This is a genomic window from Kribbella jiaozuonensis (genome assembly GCF_005233875.1).
GTDB lineage: Bacteria > Actinomycetota > Actinomycetes > Propionibacteriales > Kribbellaceae > Kribbella > Kribbella jiaozuonensis.
This window is the reverse complement of sequence record NZ_SZPZ01000006.1, coordinates 151,023-168,802: the sequence shown is the minus strand read 5'-3', so window position 1 is coordinate 168,802 and position 17,780 is coordinate 151,023. Positions and strand designations below refer to the sequence as shown.

Here is a 17,780-nt window from a genome sequence, read left to right as displayed (position 1 = left end):
CTAAACGGAAATGTCCACCGAGGGGCGGAGTTTCGCGGCCGCGGCCAGAGCGTCATGGGCCGGGTTGTCCTCGAAGCCCTTGAGCAGCGCGGGGTCCGCCGGCCGGTCGAGGTGCGGGAGGGCGATCTGCTCGTACGCCGCCTGGAACCGCGGGCCCCAGCGACGGGTCCCGAGGCGGGCGGTGCGGGAGCAGTTGTCGACCATGTACGCGACGTCGCGGGCGTGCATGTACGGCAGCAGCGAGTCGACCGCCTCGATCACGGACTCGTTCACGATCTCCGACCACGCGTGCCCGCGGGTGGCGAACTCGTCGACCTGCGCCATCATCGTCGCCACGAACAGCCCTGCGGTGACCGGATCGATCGCGCCGGGCGCTCCCCGACGGGCGTGGACCTCGGCGCTGTGCGACCACATCGGGCTGCCGCCGATCTCGGTCATCGGCCGGGTCGCGAGCCGCTGCTCGGCCAGGATCACGCTGCGCAGTTCGGTGCCATCGGCAACTTCGTCGTAGATCTCCGCGACCAGGTCCCGGGCCGGCTGGTACGCCGCGGAGTACGCGCGGTCGAACAGATCCACGTCACCGCTCGCCGCCCGGACCGCCACCAGCCCGTCGGTCGAGATCGTCCGCGCGATCGGCCCGGTGATCGCCTCGGTGGAACGCTCGTACGCCGTCACCGGATCAGCCCCGTCGATCCGGAAGTGCCGGTACATCGCTTCCACCAGCCCGTGGACGGCGCCGAGCAGGATCGCCCGCTCCCCCACGATGTCGGACCGGTACTCGTCCTGCAGCGTGGTCGCGAACGTGTACGGCGACCCGAGCCCGATCGACCACGCCAGCGCCCGGTCCCACGCATGCCCATCCGGATCCGCCTGTACGGCGATGCTCGCGTTGATCCCGGCGCCGTTGACCGTCTCACCCTGCACGTAGAGACGCCGTACCGAATCTCCCATTCCCTTCGGGCAGACCGCGATCACCGGATGCCCGTCCGGAAAAGCCGACCCGATCGCCTCCAGGTGTCCGAGCAGGAAACCGTGGGACAGGCCAATGGTCGCGCCCGGCTTGAGCACGCCGAAGATCTGCTCGTGATTGGCCGCCAGCGCGGCATCCGCGATCAGCAGGATCACCAGGTCCGAAGCGCCGGCAACCTCGAGCCAGTCCCCCAGCGTGCCGTCGGCCTCGCTGAATCCTTCGGCCCGCGCATCCTCCGCCGACGCCGACCCGGGCCGGAGCCCGACGCTGACAGCGATCCCTGTGCCGGCGAGCGAATCGCGCAGGTTCAACGCCTGCGCCCGCCCTTGCGGGCCCCACCCGAGTACGCCGATGCGCTCAACCCCGTGCAGCGCCTCGGGCAGCAACGGGAACAGATCCCGCCCGCCCCGCACGATGGACTCGGTCCCACCCGGCACGACCATGCTCTCGACCTGAAACACCGAACTCTTCATGCCCACCAGTCAACGGGCGGCACGACCATTGCAGCAAGCGCAATGTCCGCACCGCCCCGTTGCAGGGACTGAAAGGCTAGGGCTCCAGACCGACGGCCTTCAGCGGGTTCGGCCAGGACTTCAATGCCGCGTGGAGAGCCGGGTCCTCGGTCGTTGCCAGGGCCTCGGTGTGGGCTTCGGTGATGACATCGGCGATCTTGACCGGCGCTCCGGTGTTGGCGGAACGAACGGCGGCTTCGACCATGGCGAGGCTTACTACGTTGGAATGCACCTCGGACTGCGGGGGTGTCGACGTACGGACCGCGTTGACGAACTCGACCAGCGAGCCGGCGATCTCTTGCGGCTCGTCGGACATGGTGGCGGGGAGGGGCTCGCCGGATGCGAGCTCGGCGACGGGTTCGTTGTCGCCGTCCCAGGTTGCTGTGCCGCCGGAAGTGCTCGCGCGCCAGAAGCCGTTCCAGGACGTTTCCAGGCCCGGCGCGCACCAGCTGCCGGCGAAGGTGAAGCGGGTGCCGTCGGCGTACGTGAAGATCGCGGACGCGGCGGCGTTGCCGTCGAACCAGCTCCACGGCGGGTTGTACGAATCGCAGTACACCGAGACCGGCTCGGAGCCGATCAGCTTGCGGGACAGGTCGAACTGATGGATCGCCATGTCGACCAGGAGCGGCTCGGCCATGCGTTCACGGAAGCCGCTGAAGTGCGGGGCCTTGTAGAACTCGCAGGACAGCGTGCCGATCGGACCCAGCTCGGCCAGCTGTCGTTGGAAGGCTGCTACGGCGCGGAAGTAGCGGCGGGACTGCGAGACCATCAACAGCTTCCCGCTCACCTCCGAGGCCGCCACCATCTGCAGGCACTCGCGGACCGTCTCGGCCAGCGGCTTCTCACACAGCACCGGAAGCCCACGCAGCAAGGCATCCACGCTGACCTTCGGATGCGCGACCGGGACCGTCACGTCGATCACCGCGTCGGCCCCGCCGGCCAGCTCATCGATCGACGTCGCGACCGGGACGTCGGCGTATCCGTGCTCGTCGGCTGCCGCACGGGCCACGTCCAGGTCAAGGTCGACCAGGCCGACGAGTTGTACAGACGGGTTTGCGGCGATCGTGCGGAGCCAGGCGCGGCCCATGCCGCCGGCGCCGACCTGGAGGAGGCGCAAGGGGTCAGGCATCCGCAGGCTCCTCGATCGGGCCGGTGTAGCCCTTACCGTTGAAGAAATCGTCGGTCTCGTAGCGCAGCAGGGTCGGCAGCGCCCGCTCGGGAAGATCGGCGCGCGCCCACTTGACGCCGTTCGCGATCACCTTGCGGACGTCCTTGTGGTGATACACCGGGAAGTCCTGGTCGCCGGGCGAGAAGTAGAAGATCTTCCCGTGCCCGCGGCGGAACGTACAGCCCGAGCGGAACACCTCGCCGCCGGAGAACGAGGACACGAAGACCAGTTCGTCCGGGACCGGGATGTCGAAGAACTCGCCGTACATCTCCTGCTGCTCGATCACGATCGGGTGCGGGACGCCCTGCGCGATCGGGTGGGTCGGGTTGATCGTCCAAACCAGCTCACGGTCGCGTTCACTGCGCCAGCGCAGGGTGCACGTCGTACCCATCAGCTTGCCGAAGATCTTCGACCAGTGACCGGAGTGCAGCACGACCAGGCCCATACCCGACAGCACGTGCTGATACACGCGGTCGACTACCTTGTCCTCGACCTCACCGTGCGCGGCGTGGCCCCACCAGACGAGTACGTCGGTGTTGGCCAGCACCTCCTCGGTCAGGCCGTGCTCCGGCTCGTCCAGAGTCGTGGTGGAAACGTCAGCGGCGTCGAGGTTCTCGCGGATGCCGGCGGCGATGGTCTCGTGCATGCCGTCCGGGTAGATCTCCCGGACGTGCGGCTCGATCTGCTCGTGCCGGTTCTCGCCCCAGACGAGTACTTTCAGCGTCATATTCGTTGTCCTTAAGGATTATTTGACGGCTCCGCCGATGGCGCCGGCGGCAATGTATTTCTGTGCGGCGACCAGCAGCACGATGGCCGGGATCGCCGAGAGCACCGCGGTCGCCATCACCGCGTTCCAGTTCTGCACCTGCGTGCCGAGGTACTGATAGATCCCCAGCGTCACCGGCCGTACGCCGCCCTTCGTGGTCAGCGTCAGCGCGAACAGGAAATCGCTCCAGGAGAAGAGGAAACTGAACAGTCCCGCGGTGATGAGCGAGTTCTTGCTGATCGGCAACACGATCGCCACGAACGCCCGGAACAACCCCGCGCCGTCCACCCGCGCGGCCTCCACCAGCGACGGCGGCAGCGACATCATGAACGAGCGCAGGATCAGGATCGCGAACGGGATACCGCTGCTGCAGTTCGCCACGATCAGCCCCGGGATCGAGTTCAGCAGCCCGATCCGTTCGTACGCCGTGTACAGCGCGTTCGCGATCACGATCCCCGGGATCATCTGCGAGATCAGGATCGCCAGCAGCCCGATCGACACCCAGCGGGACCGGAACTGCGAGAGCGCGTACGCACACGGTGTCGCGATCGCGAGACTCAGTACGACGGTCCCGGCCGCGATGATCATGCTGGTGACGAGGTTGCCGCCCTGCTCGTCGAGGGCGCGTTTGTAGCCGGTGAACGTCGGGTGCAACGGCAGGAAGCCCGCGGTCAGCGTGTTCCCGGACGGTTGCAGCGAGGCGTTGACCATCCAGTAGACGGGGAACAGCATCACGGCCAGGATCACGATCCCGATGACGGTGTACGCCGTACGTCGCATGCTGCCCTCCTACTCGTCGACCGCGCGGCGGGTGCTGCGCAGGTAGAAGATCGCGAACACGAACGAGATCGCGATCAGGATGTTGCTCAACGCGGCGCCCTGCCCGAACTTGAAGTCCACAAAGGATTTCTCGTACGACTGGGTCGCCAGCGTCTGCGTCGCGTTCGCCGGTCCGCCGCCGGTGAGGCCGAGGATGATGTCCAGGACCTTGATCGTGTAAACGACGCCGAGCATCAGCACCACGCCGGCCACCGACCGCAGGTTCGGCCAGGTGATGTAGAAGAACGCGCGCCACCCGGTCGCACCGTCGAGCTGCCCGGCTTCGTACAGCTCGTCCGGGATCTCGGCGAGACCGGAGTACAGCAGCGTCACGTTGAACGGGATGCCGATCCAGATGTTCACGCCGATCACCGCGATCAGCGCAACCGACGGCGAGTTCAGCCACGGCACCGGATCGTTGACGATGTGCAGGCCCATCAGGGTCCGGTTGAGGATGCCGCTGTCCTGCTCGAGGATCGAGCGCCAGGTCGCGCTCGACACGATCAGCGGCAACAGCCACGGCAGCAGGAGCAACGAGCGCAGCAGGCCGCCGAGCGGGAAGCGATTGCGGAAGAACAGCGCCAGCCCGAGCCCGATCACGAACTGGAACGCGATCGACCCGATCGTGAACAGCGCGGTGTTCAGCATCGCGTCCGAGAACAGCTTGTCGTGCACGACCGCGCTGTAGTTCTGCAGCCCGACCCAGGGCGCTGCCCCGGTGAAGAACGTCTTCAGGGTGTAGTCCTGCAGGCTCATCAGCAGGTTCTTCACCACCGGGTAGCCGAAGAGCGCCACCATGGCCACCGCGGCCGGCAGGACGAACAGGATCTTGGTCAGGTCCTCACCACGGTGGCGCCGGCCGCGAACCCGCTCGCGGCCGGCCACCGTCGTACGTGTCAGAGCCACCATGGATCAGCCGCCGGAAGCCTGCTTGAAGGCGTCCTGGGCCGAGGCCTTACCGGTCAGCGCCAGCTGGATGGCCTGGTAGATCACCTTGGCGGCGTCGGGCCACTTGTCACCCAGCTTGCCGGTCCGGGCCCGGGCCGTCTTCACCTGCTCGGCGAAGGCCTTCATCGAAGGCACGTCCTTGGCGTACTGGTCGAGCAGCGCGAGCTTGGTCGGCAGCGTGAACCGGGCCTTCGCCCAGGCCAGTTCGTTCTCGTCCGAGTTCAGGCACTTCACGAAGTCCGCGGCCTTCTGCTGCTTGGCCTGGTCCTTGTTCAACGGGACCGTCCAGGCCTCGCCGCCGAGCGGTGCGACCGGCGTCTGGTCCGGCTTGTTCAGCGGGAACGTGACCACGTCCCACTTGATCTTCGGGTTCTTGTTCAGCGACGGGATCTGCCACGGGCCGTTCACCATCATCGCGGCCTTACCGGCGATGAACTGGTCGTTGACGTCGCCCTGCGTCCAGTTGATGACGCTCTTCGACGCCGACCCCGACTTCACCAGGTCGACCCACAGCTGCAGGGCATCCGCGACCTGCGGGCTGGTCAGGTCAGTCTCGTCGCCGCCGTTGGTCCACATCGCCGGCAGGAACTGCCACGAGCCTTCGTACGTCGCGTTCGCGTTGAACGCCATCCCGTACCGGCCGGGCTTGGTCAGCTTCTTGGCCGCGGCCTTCAGCTCGTCCCAGGTCTTCGGCGGTTGGACGCCGGCCTCGGCCAGCATGTCCTTGTTGTAGAACAGCGCGATCGTGTTCGTCACCGGCGCCAGCCCGTAGAGCTTGCCCTGGTACGACGTCGCGTCGACCATGCCCTTGATCACTCCGTCGCTGGTCAGCCCCATGTCGTTCAAGGGCGCCAGCGCGCCGGTCGCGGCGATCTGCTGTACGTCGGGGTTGTCGAGCATCAGCACGTCGGGCAGCGTCTTCGAGGATGCCTGCTGCAGCACCTTCTGGATCAAGGTGTCACCAGGCACCGTCTCCCGTTGGATCGTGATTCCGAGCTGCGACGCGCAGGAGTCAAGTCCCTTCTGTACAAGGGATTTGTCCGGTTCGTTGTTGTAGTAGTCCAGGATCGTGAGGCTCTTGACGCTGTCGCCGGACGAGGACGACGACTGGCCACCGCCGCCGTTGTCACCGCAGGCGACCAGCAGGAGCGACACCGTCGTCGCACCCGCCAGCGCGGCAGCGATCCGCTTGCTGATCATGACATCGGGCTCCTTCTAAGCGTTTAACCAACGGACGAGGAAAAATTTCGATGCACTTGTCGATTGGGCGGTAAACCGCTTAACTGAGGCGTTGAAGGACTATGTTCCGTAGGTCACATCGCTGTCAAGAGTTCAGAGGGGGTCGGATCGATGGTCACGATGCGCGACGTTGCGGAGCGGGCCGGGGTGTCGATCGCGACGGTCTCGTTCCTGCTGAACGACACGAAGCCGGTAACCGCGACGACCCGGGCGCGGATCGAGGCGGCGATGGCTGAGCTCGGGTACCGCCGCAACGTGGTGGCCCGGGCGCTGGCGAGTCGGCGTACGCACATCATCGCGATGGCGTATCCGGCGCTCGACCACAAGTTCGGGTTCTCGGCGGCGGAGTTCTTCACCAGCGCGGCGGATGCGGCGCGCAAGCAGGACTACCACCTGGTGCTCTGGCCGGTCGGGAACGACGGGACCGAGTTGAAGGAGCTGGTCGGGCAGGGGTTGGTGGACGGCGTCGTACTGATGGAGGTCCAGCTGGACGATCCACGGGTGACGGTCCTGCAGGAGACGTCGACGCCGTTCGCGTTGATCGGACGGACGTCGTCGTTGGAGGGCCTGGCCCACGTCGACATCGACTTCGACCGGACGGTCGAGGATGCGGTCGGGCATCTGTACGAGCTCGGCCATCGGCGGATCGTGCTGATCTCGGGCAACCTGACCGATCCGGTGTTCAGCACCTACGGGCCGTACGTGCGCTCGGAGTCGGCGTACCGGCGGGTGGCGGCGGAGTACGGGCTGGAGATCGTGGTGATGGAGAGCTCGGGTTCGACGCAGTCCGGGCAGGAGGCGATGGCTCAGTTGGTCGAGGCGCATCCGGACACGACGGCGGTGCTGATCGTCAACGAGTTCGCCGCGCTCGGGGCGGTCGCGGGGCTGAATCGCCTTGGTTACAAGGTTCCTGAGGACATCTCGGTCCTACCGTTGCTGATGGCACCGGAAATGGCGGCACTGACGAATCCACAGCTGACGATCATGCGAACGCCCGGTCCGGAGCTGGGGCAGCTGGGCACCGAATCGCTGATCCGCCAGGTCGAGGGGGCCGACCCACTTCCGCCCCAGCTCGTGCCGGCCAAGCTCTATCCGGGCGCTACGGTCGCAGGTCCCAGAGCGCCGCGATCAAAGGCCGGGGCAGGTCGGCGCGCCGCACGCAAAGCCCGATCGTAAGCGTCTCCAGTGCAGCCGGCACCTCGACCAGCCTGTCCCGCACAGCCGACGACTCCAGCACCAGCCGCGGTACGACTCCTGTCCCACATCCCAACGCTACAAGGGCAAGCAGCGCTTCATGCCCGTCCGGCTCGGCTGCAATCACCGGCTTGGTAGCGGTGGAGCGAAACCAGCGGAAGGCCGCCTCCCGCACCAGCCCGCGCGCCGGCACGACGTACGCCTCGTCCACGGTGCCCTCGCGAGCCTTCACCAGCAGCAGATCCGTGACAACAACCGGCCGACTGACCAGCGTTTGCGGGAGCCGCTTCGGGATCCCCGCAACCGCGGCATCCACCTCGCCCTCGTCCACCGCGCGAGCGCAGCCGCCGCATCACCGGTCCGCACATCGAGCCGGATCTGCGGATGCGCCGTACGCAACGGCGCCAACAGAACCGGGAGCAACGTCTGGCACGCGGTGACGGTCGCGAAGATCCGCAACTCCCCCGTCAGCCCGGCCGGCTCGTCAGCCCCTGCACGGTAGTCGTCCCACAGTCCCAACGCCTGCTCGGCGTACGCCGAGAACCGCCGCCCCTCGGCGGTCAGTACGACACCCCGCGGCCCGCGATCGAGCAACCGGGCGCCGACCCGCGTCTCCAGTCGCTGGATCGTACGGGTCAGCGTGGCCGCACTGACGTGGCATTCGAGGCTGGTGCGTCCGTAGTTCAGCGTCCGCGCCAGATGCAGGAACAGCTCCAGCTCTCGATGCTCCACTACAGCTTCAGTGAAGTCGCAACCACGTCGGCGAGGGAATGGGCGATCTCGTGCGCGGTGTCCGAGGACTCGGCCTCGACCATGACGCGGACGAGCGGCTCGGTGCCCGACGGGCGGAGCAGGACCCGCCCGGAGTCACCCAGGCGAGAGGTGGCTTCCGCGACGGCGGACTGGACTGTGGCGTCGGTGCCCGCGCGGTTCTTGTCCACGTCCTTCACGTTGACCAGCACCTGCGGGAGGCGGGTCATCGCGCCGGCCAGGTCGGCCAGGCTCTTCCCCGTCTGCGCGACCCGGGCCAGCAGCATGACCGCGGTCAGCGTGCCGTCGCCGGTGGTGGCGTGGTCGGACAGGATCACGTGTCCGGACTGCTCACCGCCGAGCTTGTGGCCGCCGGCCTTCATTGCCTCGAGCACGTACCGGTCGCCGACCTTGGTCTGCTCGACCGCGATCCGCTCCCGGACCATCGCCTGGACGAAGCCCAGGTTGCTCATCACGGTCGCGACGACGGTGTCGTTCGACAGCCGGCCGCTGTCGCGCATCGCGAGCGCCAGTACTGCGAGGATCTGATCGCCGTCGACGAGCTCGCCGTTCGCGTCCACCGCCAGGCAGCGGTCGGCGTCACCGTCGAGCGCGATGCCGACGTCGGCGCGGTGACCGATCACCTCACGCTGCAGACCCTCGATATGCGTGGATCCGCAGTTCAGGTTGATGTTCAGACCGTCCGGAGCCGCGGCGACCGTGACCACCTCGGCGCCGAGCCGGCGCAGTGCCTCCGGCGCGGTCTGCGAGGCCGCGCCGTTCGCGCAGTCGATGACGACCTTGAGCCCGTCGAACCGGTTCGGGGCCGAGCGGACCAGGTGCGAGACATACGTCTCGAAGCCCTGCCCGTCGTCCATCACACGGCCCACGGCCGCGCCGGTCGGACGCTGCCACTCCTCGTTCATCCGGGCCTCGATGGCGTCCTCGATCACGTCGTCGAGCTTGATCCCGCCGCGAGCCAGGAACTTGATGCCGTTGTCCGGCATCGGGTTGTGGCTGGCGGACAGCATCACACCGAGGTCGGCACCGGTCGAGCCGGTCAGGTACGCGACGGCCGGGGTCGGCAGTACGCCGAGCCGGACGACGTCGACGCCGGCGCTGGCAAGACCAGCGACAACGGCGGCTTCGAGGAACTCACCACTGGCACGAGGATCCCGGCCCACAACGGCGCGCGGCCGGTGCCCTTCGAAGGCACCGGCCTCGCCGAGTACGTGAGCTGCCGCGACCGAAAGGTCGAGCGCCAGCTCCGCGGTCAGGTCCACGTTCGCCAGGCCACGGACTCCGTCCGTACCGAACAAACGCCCCATCAGGTGATCAGCGCTTGCTGTACTGAGGCGCCTTACGGGCCTTCTTGAGTCCGGCCTTCTTGCGCTCCTTGATCCGCGCGTCGCGGGTCAGCAGGCCGGCCTTCTTCAGACCCGGACGGTTGGCCTCGAGGTCCGCCGCGTTCAGGCAGCGGGCGACGCCGAGCTGCAGCGCACCGGCCTGGCCGGTGATACCGCCGCCGTTGATCCGGGCGATCACGTCGTACGAGCCCTCGAGGCCCGCGACGACGAACGGCTCGTTCACGTGCTGCTGGTGGACCTTGTTCGGGAAGTAGACGTCGAGGTCCTTCCCGTTGATCTTCCACTTGCCGGTGCCCGGGACGATCCGGACGCGGGCGACGGCCTCCTTGCGGCGACCAGTGGCGCCGGCCGGGTTGATGACCGCGACCCGACCCGTCTCGGCGCGCTGCTCCGGAGCCGGGTTGGTCTCGGAGGTGTAGGCGACCGGGCCCTCGTTGTCGATGGGGACCTCGGGGTCGAACTCTTCGGTCTCGGTGGTGATGTCGCTCACGCTGTGAATCCTCGTTTACCTGGTTCGTCGATCGCTTACTGGGCGATCTGGGTGATCTCGAACGGCTTCGGCTGCTGGGCCGTGTGCGGGTGCTCCGGGCCGGCGTACACCTTCAGCTTGGTCAGCAGCTTCCGGCTCAGGCGGTTCTTCGGCAGCATCCCCCAGACGGCCTTCTCGACGGCCTTACGCGGGTCCTTGTCGAGGATCTCGCCGATCGGCGTCGCGGTCAGACCACCCGGGTGACCCGAGTGGCGGTACGCCAGCTTGTCGGTCCGCTTGGTGCCCGACAGGGCCACCTTGGAGGCGTTGACGACGATGACGAAGTCGCCGCCGTCCACGTGCGGTGCGAACGTCGGCTTGTGCTTGCCGCGCAGCAGGGTGGCGATCTGGACGGCGAGCCGACCGAGCGTGACGTCGGTGGCGTCGATCACGTGCCACTCACGGGTGACGTCAGCAGGCTTCGGGCTGTACGTGCGCACGGTCGTTGACCTTCGTTTCTCAGAGGTTGACAAATCTGGACGTCGGCGAGCGGTCCGCCGACATGAGGTCAGGACCTGGAACGCACAACAGCAGCCCAGAATACCGGCGACGGCATGCGCGGGTCAAAGCGAGCCCACACGCCGAGGGGACCCCGGCTTGGAAGCAGCTGAGGACCGCACTAGTTTAGCGGTGAAGATTGCAGTCCGAACCCGCGTCCCGCCGGCTGATCTACCCTCATTCATCCAGGCGATGACGCCAGCTTCCGAAGAGGGCATTGTGACCGAACAGTCGCTCACCGTCCGGGACAACCGGACCGGCAAGGACTTCGACCTTGCCATCACCGATGGCACCATCCGTGCCGCCGACCTCAAGCAGATCAGCGCATCCGACGGCGACGGCGGGCTCGCCACCTACGACCCCGGCTTCGTCAACACGGCTTCCTGCCGTTCCTCCGTCACCTTCATCGACGGCGACAAGGGCATCCTGGAGTACCGCGGGTACCCGATCGAGCAGCTCGCCGAGCAGTCCAACTACCTCGAGGTCGCGTACCTCCTGGTGAACGGCAAGCTGCCCAACAAGGCGGAGTACGAGGCCTGGGCCCACGACGTGACGTATCACACGTTCGTGCACGAGAACCTGAAGACCTTCATGCAGGGCTTCCGGTACGACGCACACCCGATGGGCATGCTGCTGGCCTCGGTCGGCGCGCTGTCCACGTTCTACCCCGAGTCGCGCAACATCTTCGACGAGGAGTCGCGGGCGCTGCAGATCCGCCGGCTGATCGCGAAGATGCCGACGCTCGGCGCGTTCGCGTTCCGGCACGCGCAGGGCAAGCCGTACGTGTACCCGGACAACGAGCTCAGCTACACGGCGAACTTCCTGTCGATGCTGTTCAAGATGAGCGAGCCGAAGTACGCCGCCGACGACCGCCTGGTGCGGGCGCTGGAGATCCTGTTCATCCTGCACGCCGACCACGAGCAGAACGCGTCGACGAACGCGGTCCGCGCGATCGGCTCCACCCAGGTCGACCCGTACACCGCGGTGGCCGGCGGGATCGGGGCGCTCTACGGCCCGCTGCACGGCGGCGCCAACGAGGCAGTCCTGAAGATGCTCCGCCGGATCGGCTCGGTCGACCACGTCCCGTCGTTCATCGAGGGCGTGAAGAACGGCGAAGAGCGGCTGATGGGCTTCGGCCACCGGGTCTACAAGAACTACGACCCGCGCGCCAAGATCATCAAGAAGGCCGCCGACGACGTCTTCGAGGTCACCGGCATCAACCCGCTGCTGAAGATCGCCGTCGAGCTGGAGAAGATCGCGCTGGAGGACGAGTACTTCGTCTCCCGCAAGCTCTACCCGAACGTCGACTTCTACTCCGGCCTGATCTACGAGGCCCTGCAGTTCCCGCCGGAGATGTTCACCGTCCTGTTCGCGATCCCGCGCACCTCCGGCTGGCTGGCCCAGTGGCTCGAGATGCTCGGCGACGGCGACCAGAAGATCGCCCGCCCCAAGCAGATCTACACCGGCGAACGCGGCGTCCAGTACGTCCCCATGGGCGACCGCTAACTCTCCACCCAGCCGCCGCGAACCGGACACCTGCAAAGGACACCGCTTCGCGGCGGCTGTCTTGTTTGGCCGCCTTCGGCGGCGTACGAGTGTGATGCGCGCGCACGCGGATCGCCGCAGACAACCGCCCGCCCGCGAAAGGACACCGCTTCGCGGTGACTGCCTTCTTCGGCCGCCTTCGGCGGCGTGCGAGCCGGACCCGCCTCGACGCGATCGCCGCACACAACCGCAGCCGCCGGGAATCACCGCCGCGTTCTGTCCATGGGCGCTGTTACGTTCGGCGGATGGGGACGTTGGTGGGGAAGGTCGCCCTTGTTACGGGCGCCAGTCGTGGGGTGGGGAAGGGCATCGCGCTCGGGCTTGGGGAGCAGGGGGCGACTGTCTATGTGACAGGGCGGTCTGAGGCGGGCGGGGCGGCTCCTACGCCGTTGCCCGGGACCGTGCAGGAGACCGCCGCCGAGGTAACCGAGCAGGGCGGGCGAGGGATCGCGATCGCGTGTGATCATCGCGACGACGAGCAGACCAGACGCGCGGTTCGGCAAGTCGTGGAGGAGGCCGGGCGTCTCGACGTGCTCGTGAACAACGTCTGGGGCGGATACGAGTACTTCTGGGACGGCACGCCGTTCTGGGAGGAGGCTGGTTTCTGGACGCAGCCGCTCGAGCGCTGGGACGCCGCGTTCCAGGCCGGCGTACGGGCTCACTACGTGACGACTGCGGCTGCGGCGCCGGCGATGGTGGCTGCGGGCTCGGGGCTGATCGTCAACGTGTCGTCGGAGGGCGCTGAGAAGACCGATACGGGTGTCGCGTACGGCGCCGCGAAGGCCGCGACCGACCACATGATCGCCTGCATGGCCCACGAACTCCGCGATCACGGCGTGACTGCGGTGTCGGTCTACCCGGGCCTGGTCCGCACGGAGTCGGTCCTGCGAGCGGCCGAGTTCATGGACCTGACGGTCTCCGAGTCCCCACTCTTCGTCGGCCGGGCAGTAGCAGCTCTGGCCGCCGACCCGGACGTAGCCCGCCACACCGGGCAGGTGGTCCGCACCTCATCCCTGGCCGAGGAGTACCACTTCTCCGACCCCGTCCCCCGCTGAACTAGCCCACGAGCTGAGGCGCAGGGGATCCAGTCCGCGAACGCCGCCGAGGGCGGCAACCAGAACAGTCGCTGCGAAGCGGCCTCCTAAGCAGGCTCGAGAGAAGCCAACTGGTGCGCCGATCACGTGCAGCCGGGGTGCGCTGCGCAGACGCCGCCGAAGGCGGCCAACAAGACAGCCGCCGCGAAGCGGTGACGTTCTCGGGGCTCCAGAGGCAGCATCTGGTGCGCCGATCACGTTCAGCCCGGGTGCGGTCCGCACGCCGCCGAAGGCGGCCAACAAAGCGGCCGCCGCGAAGCGGTGGTCCTTTTCGCCTGCGCTCGAGAGGCAGCAGTTGGTGCGCTGATCACGTGCAGCCGGGGTGCACTGCGCATACGCCGCCGAAGGCGGCCGGCAAGACAGCCGCCGCGAAGCGGTGTCCTTTGCGGGCGCTCGGGAGGCAGCACCTCGCGCCGATCACATGCAGCTGGGGAGACGGTCGCGCACGCCGCCGGAGGCAGCCGACAGGACAGCCGCCGCGGAGCGGTGTCCTTTGGATTGGGGATGGCCCCGGGCGGGCTTGGTGCCTCGGTCCGGGGCCATCGGGGGGTTCTGGGGGTTAGGACGCGGCGGGGGTGGGGGACGGTTCCCGGAGGTGGGTGATGAGTTGGTCTACCTGGCCGCGGGCTCGGATCATCGCCAGGTGGTCGATGTAGTCCCGCGACTCGACGATCAGCCCGTCGCGGATCCGGAGTACGAAGATCGCCGGCACGGTGAACGGCTCGCCGGTCGCCAGCACGGTTCCGGCGTACTCGAACTCGGCGACGATCACCTCGGGGTCGGCTGTCTGGTGCACGCGGATGTTGGCCGGCTGGAAGCGGACCACCTCGCTCACCCGCGGGCCGGTCACGCCGAAGTGCTCCGCGAGGGCGGCGCGGGACAGCAGCGGGTGGTCGCCGTACGGGTTCATCGGGTGGCGTACGTCGGTCTGCTCGGCGTACAGCCCCGGCAGTACGGCGAAGTCGCGGTCGGCGACGCCGTGTACCAGTTTCAGGAAGACCTCTTCGGGAGTCATCGGATTCCTCACAGGAGATAAACGGAGTGATGACTTCGAATATATGGAGTAACGACTTCGTTTACAACCCTGGGCCGGTTCGCGGCGTCTCTTAGGCTGAGGGCGACGGAGGGGAGCTGGGGTGCGAGCAGACGCGCGCGACAACCGGGCCAGGATCATGACCGCGGCGGACGATGTCTTCGGGCGATCGCCGGGCGCGTCCACGGATGACGTCGCGCGGCTGGCGGGGGTCGGTATCGCCACCGTGTTCCGGCACTTCCCGACCAAGACCGAGCTGCTCGAGGCCGTACTGACATTGCGGCTCGAACGCCTGCGGGACCGCGCGCTGGAGCTGGCCGGCAGCGATGACCCGGGCAAGGCGTTCTACGAGTTCTTCACGCAGGTGGTGACCGAGTCGGCGTCGAAGCTGGCCATCGCCGAGGCGCTGACCGCGGCCGGCGCAGCTGCCGGCGAGGAGGCACGGGCGGCCGGCCACGGCATGCGAGAGGCATTCAACGGCCTACTCACCGCGGCCCAGCGCGCCGGGGCAGTGCGGTCGGACGCGGAGATGGCCGAGGTGTACGCGCTGATGATCGGCGCGTCCCGCGGCGCGACCGCGGCCAAGCTCGAGCCGCCGGTGCGCGACCGGATGCTCGCCCTGATCTACGACGGCCTGGCGCCGCGTTCGTGAGACGCCGCTGGCGCTCCTGGTCCCGCCTCCGCCGGGTCCTGATCTCAGCAGCCCTCGCCGTCGTCGTGCTGGTGATCGCACCTCTCGGCACCTACGCCGCCTCACTCCGACTGCAGTACTCCGGTGACCCAACCGCCCGCACGCGCAATCACGACGCGCTCTGGCTCGGCCACGCCTGGGTCGACGGCCGCAAGACCGCTGCCGATGTCACCGCGCTGGCCCAGCGCCTGCAGAGCACCGGGATCCGCGATCTGTACGTACACACCGGCCCGCTGGAGCACGACGGTTCGTTGCCGCTGGCAAAGGTTTCGCCGAAGGCGCGCTGGTTCGTCGACGCGATGCACGCGGCGGCCCCCGCCGTACGCGTGCAGGCCTGGCTCGGCGACGTCGTACAACCGGGCAAGAACCCCGGCATGGACCTCGACGATCCGGCCGTCCGCGAGCGGGTGGTCGCGTCGGCGAAAGCCGTGCTGGCACAGGGTTTCCAGGGCATCCACTACGACTTCGAGCCGGTCCGCTCCGGCTCGAAGGGCTACCTGGCCGTTCTGGACGAGACCCGCGCGCTCCACACCACGCTGTCGGTCGCAGCCGCGCAGATCGACCCGCTCTGGTACCTGCACGCGATCCCGATCGACAAGTGGTGGTCACAGGAGTACTTCGCCCAGGTGGCGAGCCGGGTCGACCAGATCGCCATCATGTCGTACGACACCGCCATGCCACTGGAGTCCCTGTACGGCGGCTACGTCGCGAAGCAGACCAAGCTGGCGCTAGAGGTCACTCCCCCGAACACAGTCCTCCTCATGGGCCTCCCGGCGTACTGGGAGAGCAATCCGTCCCACTGGGGCCACGCCGAGACGGTCCCCGCAGCAGTCCGCGGCGCCCGCCTCGGCCTGGGCGACTCAACCCGTCAGAACTTCGGCCTGGCCCTGTACGTCGACTTCGCCGCCACCGAGGCCAATTGGACGGCCTACCGCGACGGCTGGTGCCTCGCGCCTTAGCGAGCGCGCTCCACCCGGCCCTCGTCCCAGACTGGTTCGTCCGGTTCGTACACGGACCCATCGGCACCAAAGACGAGGTACCGGTCGAATCCGCGAGCGAACCACCTGTCGTGGGTCACAGCGAGCACAGTGCCGTCAAAGGCATCCAGCCCGTCCTCCAACGCCTCCGCGGACTCCACGTCCAGGTTGTCCGTCGGCTCGTCGAGCAGGAGCAGCGTCGCACCGGACAGCTCCAGCAGCAGGATCTGGAACCGCGCCTGCTGCCCTCCGGACAGGCTGTCGAACGTCTGCTCGGCCGCGTGCGCCAGCTCGTACCGGTCCAGCTTCCGTGACGCCAGCTCACGCCCCATGCCCTCACGGTGGTCGTCACCGCGGTGCAGGATCTCCAGCAACGTCCGGCCGACCAGCTCCGGGTGCTCGTGCGTCTGCGCGAACCAGCCGGGCCGTACTCGCGCACCGAGCTTGGCGTTGCCGGTGTGCGCCACCGGGGCGATCTTCACCTCACCGACCGGCTGGTGCTCCACATCCGGATCCGAACCGCCGTTGGCGAGCAGCCGGAGGAAGTGCGACTTCCCGGACCCGTTCGATCCCAGTACGGCGACACGTTCGCCGTACCAGACCTCCAGGTCGAACGGCTTCATCAGACCGGTCAGCTCGAGCTGGGTGCACACAACGGCTCGTTTGCCGGTGCGGCCGCCGGTGAGGCGCATGCTGACCTTCTGCTCGCGCGGCAACGCCTGCGGCGGCCCAGCCTCCTCGAACTTGCGCAGCCGGGTCTGGGACGCCCGGTACCGCGATGCCATGTCGGAGTTGTACGCCGCCTTCTGCTTGTACATCAGCATCTGCGCCCGGAGCTTCGCGTGCTCCTCGTCCCAGCGCTTGCGCAGCTCCTCGAACCGCTCGAACCGGTGCCGCCGGGCCTCGTGGTACGTCGCGAAGCCGCCGCCGTGCGTCCACGCGGTGTTGCCGGCCGCACCCAGCTCGACGGTGACGATCCGGGTAGCGGTGTTGGCCAGCAGCTCGCGGTCGTGGCTGATGTACAGCACGGTCTTGTCGCTGGTACCCAGCTGCTCCTCCAGCCAGCGCTTCCCCGGTACGTCGAGGTAGTTGTCCGGCTCGTCCAGGATCAGTACCTCGTCCGGACCGCGCAGCAACGCCTCCAGCACCAGGCGCTTCTGCTCACCACCGGACAGCGTCTTCACCTCACGCCAGCGACAGCGGTCGAACGGTACGCCGAGTGCCGCCGTCGTACACACGTCCCAGAGAACCTCAGCGTCGTACCCGCCGACCTCACCCCAGTCCGACACGGCCTGTGCGTACTTGAGCTGGGTCTTCTCGGTCTCGTCCTCCATCATCGCCAGCTCGGCCTTGTCCAGCTTGGCCGCGGCCTCCTGGATCGGCTGCGGCGCGACGGCCAGCAGCAGGTCACGGACGGTCGACGAGTCCCGCACCGAGCCGACGAACTGCCGCATCACCCCCAGCCCGCCGGACCGGGAGATGCTGCCGCTGTGTGCCTTCAGGTCGCCCGCGATGATCCGGGTCAGCGTGGTCTTGCCGGAGCCGTTCGCACCGACCAGAGCGACCTTCGCACCGTCACCGACCCGGAACGTGATGTCGTCGAGCAACACCCGCCCGTCCGGCAACTCGTACCCGACACCGCCGACATCCACGTGACCCATCCCCCCAGTCTGACCGGCC

General features: G+C 67.8%; 16 protein-coding genes and 1 pseudogene. 5 read left to right on the top strand and 12 right to left on the bottom strand.

Annotation, left to right across the window (positions count from 1 at the left end):
• The 6 genes from FDA38_RS36145 to FDA38_RS36120 form a co-directional block, all read right to left on the bottom strand.
• On the bottom strand, positions 1-1,443 hold the full coding sequence (locus FDA38_RS36145) for a ketol-acid reductoisomerase (RefSeq protein WP_137258682.1): 1,443 nt from the start codon (positions 1,441-1,443) through the stop codon (positions 1-3).
• 76 nt (positions 1,444-1,519) lie between these two features.
• Positions 1,520-2,611: a Gfo/Idh/MocA family protein gene (locus tag FDA38_RS36140; protein WP_137258681.1), complete on the bottom strand. Its 1,092-nt coding sequence runs from the start codon at positions 2,609-2,611 to the stop codon at positions 1,520-1,522.
• Complete coding sequence (locus FDA38_RS36135; protein WP_137258680.1) at positions 2,604-3,377, bottom strand: ThuA domain-containing protein; 774 nt, start codon at positions 3,375-3,377, stop codon at positions 2,604-2,606. The genes FDA38_RS36140 and FDA38_RS36135 overlap by 8 nt, the downstream gene beginning before the upstream one ends.
• Before the next feature lie 18 nt (positions 3,378-3,395).
• Complete coding sequence (locus FDA38_RS36130) at positions 3,396-4,196, bottom strand: carbohydrate ABC transporter permease (RefSeq protein WP_137258679.1); 801 nt, start codon at positions 4,194-4,196, stop codon at positions 3,396-3,398.
• 9 nt (positions 4,197-4,205) lie between these two features.
• On the bottom strand, positions 4,206-5,144 hold the full coding sequence (locus FDA38_RS36125; protein ID WP_137258678.1) for a carbohydrate ABC transporter permease: 939 nt from the start codon (positions 5,142-5,144) through the stop codon (positions 4,206-4,208).
• Between the two features lie 3 nt (positions 5,145-5,147).
• Positions 5,148-6,383 carry a sugar ABC transporter substrate-binding protein gene (locus tag FDA38_RS36120; protein WP_137258677.1) on the bottom strand — a complete coding sequence of 412 codons (1,236 nt, stop codon included), beginning with the start codon at positions 6,381-6,383 and terminating at the stop codon, positions 5,148-5,150.
• Between the two features lie 150 nt (positions 6,384-6,533).
• On the opposite strand from FDA38_RS36120, the gene FDA38_RS36115 reads away from it, so the two are divergent.
• On the top strand, positions 6,534-7,598 hold the full coding sequence (locus FDA38_RS36115) for a LacI family DNA-binding transcriptional regulator (protein WP_137258676.1): 1,065 nt from the start codon (positions 6,534-6,536) through the stop codon (positions 7,596-7,598).
• Here the strand turns inward: FDA38_RS36115 and FDA38_RS43300 are convergent.
• The 4 genes and pseudogenes from FDA38_RS43300 to rplM form a co-directional block, all read right to left on the bottom strand.
• Positions 7,522-8,348, bottom strand: a pseudogene (locus FDA38_RS43300) (LysR substrate-binding domain-containing protein). The gene FDA38_RS36115 and the pseudogene FDA38_RS43300 sit on opposite strands and share 77 nt — an antisense overlap.
• Positions 8,348-9,694: a phosphoglucosamine mutase gene (glmM, locus tag FDA38_RS36105; RefSeq protein WP_137258675.1), complete on the bottom strand. Its 1,347-nt coding sequence runs from the start codon at positions 9,692-9,694 to the stop codon at positions 8,348-8,350. Before glmM ends, FDA38_RS43300 begins: the two are co-directional and overlap by 1 nt.
• Positions 9,695-9,701: 7 nt before the next feature.
• The gene (rpsI, locus tag FDA38_RS36100; RefSeq protein WP_137258674.1) at positions 9,702-10,223 is read right to left on the bottom strand and encodes a 30S ribosomal protein S9; all 522 of its coding nucleotides are present in this window, start codon (positions 10,221-10,223) and stop codon (positions 9,702-9,704) included.
• Positions 10,224-10,258: 35 nt separating this feature from the next.
• Complete coding sequence (gene rplM, locus FDA38_RS36095; protein ID WP_130441431.1) at positions 10,259-10,702, bottom strand: 50S ribosomal protein L13; 444 nt, start codon at positions 10,700-10,702, stop codon at positions 10,259-10,261.
• 277 nt (positions 10,703-10,979) lie between these two features.
• On the opposite strand from rplM, the gene FDA38_RS36090 reads away from it, so the two are divergent.
• Entirely contained in the window at positions 10,980-12,266 is a 1,287-nt protein-coding gene (locus FDA38_RS36090; protein WP_233715134.1) for a citrate synthase, read from the top strand.
• Between the two features lie 284 nt (positions 12,267-12,550).
• Positions 12,551-13,360, top strand: a complete 810-nt coding sequence (locus FDA38_RS36085; protein WP_137258672.1) for an SDR family NAD(P)-dependent oxidoreductase — start codon at positions 12,551-12,553, stop codon at positions 13,358-13,360.
• Between the two features lie 598 nt (positions 13,361-13,958).
• Here FDA38_RS36085 and FDA38_RS36080 read toward each other — a convergent pair.
• Positions 13,959-14,414: a nuclear transport factor 2 family protein gene (locus FDA38_RS36080; RefSeq protein WP_137258671.1), complete on the bottom strand. Its 456-nt coding sequence runs from the start codon at positions 14,412-14,414 to the stop codon at positions 13,959-13,961.
• Between the two features lie 121 nt (positions 14,415-14,535).
• Here FDA38_RS36080 and FDA38_RS36075 point away from each other — a divergent pair, with 121 nt between their 5' ends.
• Both FDA38_RS36075 and FDA38_RS36070 read left to right on the top strand, forming a co-directional pair.
• Positions 14,536-15,084 (top strand): TetR/AcrR family transcriptional regulator, encoded by a 549-nt coding sequence (locus tag FDA38_RS36075; RefSeq protein WP_233715133.1) that lies wholly within the window; start codon positions 14,536-14,538, stop codon positions 15,082-15,084.
• Complete coding sequence (locus FDA38_RS36070; protein ID WP_233715132.1) at positions 15,081-16,082, top strand: glycoside hydrolase family 18 protein; 1,002 nt, start codon at positions 15,081-15,083, stop codon at positions 16,080-16,082. The genes FDA38_RS36075 and FDA38_RS36070 overlap by 4 nt, the downstream gene beginning before the upstream one ends.
• Here the strand turns inward: FDA38_RS36070 and FDA38_RS36065 are convergent.
• On the bottom strand, positions 16,079-17,761 hold the full coding sequence (locus tag FDA38_RS36065; RefSeq protein WP_137258670.1) for an ABC-F family ATP-binding cassette domain-containing protein: 1,683 nt from the start codon (positions 17,759-17,761) through the stop codon (positions 16,079-16,081). The two genes, FDA38_RS36070 and FDA38_RS36065, sit on opposite strands and share 4 nt — an antisense overlap.
• Positions 17,762-17,780 lie beyond the last annotated feature (19 nt).

Coding starts and splice junctions, on each gene's coding strand:
- FDA38_RS36130 (WP_137258679.1), bottom strand. CDS start 4,196: ATGCGACGTACGGCGTACACCGTCATCGGGATCGTGATCCTGGCCGTG.
- FDA38_RS36125 (WP_137258678.1), bottom strand. CDS start 5,144: ATGGTGGCTCTGACACGTACGACGGTGGCCGGCCGCGAGCGGGTTCGC.
- FDA38_RS36115 (WP_137258676.1), top strand. CDS start 6,534: ATGGTCACGATGCGCGACGTTGCGGAGCGGGCCGGGGTGTCGATCGCG.
- FDA38_RS36135 (WP_137258680.1), bottom strand. CDS start 3,377: ATGACGCTGAAAGTACTCGTCTGGGGCGAGAACCGGCACGAGCAGATC.
- FDA38_RS36145 (WP_137258682.1), bottom strand. CDS start 1,443: ATGAAGAGTTCGGTGTTTCAGGTCGAGAGCATGGTCGTGCCGGGTGGG.
- glmM (WP_137258675.1), bottom strand. CDS start 9,694: ATGGGGCGTTTGTTCGGTACGGACGGAGTCCGTGGCCTGGCGAACGTG.
- FDA38_RS36085 (WP_137258672.1), top strand. CDS start 12,551: ATGGGGACGTTGGTGGGGAAGGTCGCCCTTGTTACGGGCGCCAGTCGT.
- FDA38_RS36120 (WP_137258677.1), bottom strand. CDS start 6,383: ATGATCAGCAAGCGGATCGCTGCCGCGCTGGCGGGTGCGACGACGGTG.
- FDA38_RS36140 (WP_137258681.1), bottom strand. CDS start 2,611: ATGCCTGACCCCTTGCGCCTCCTCCAGGTCGGCGCCGGCGGCATGGGC.
- FDA38_RS36080 (WP_137258671.1), bottom strand. CDS start 14,414: ATGACTCCCGAAGAGGTCTTCCTGAAACTGGTACACGGCGTCGCCGAC.
- FDA38_RS36065 (WP_137258670.1), bottom strand. CDS start 17,761: ATGGGTCACGTGGATGTCGGCGGTGTCGGGTACGAGTTGCCGGACGGG.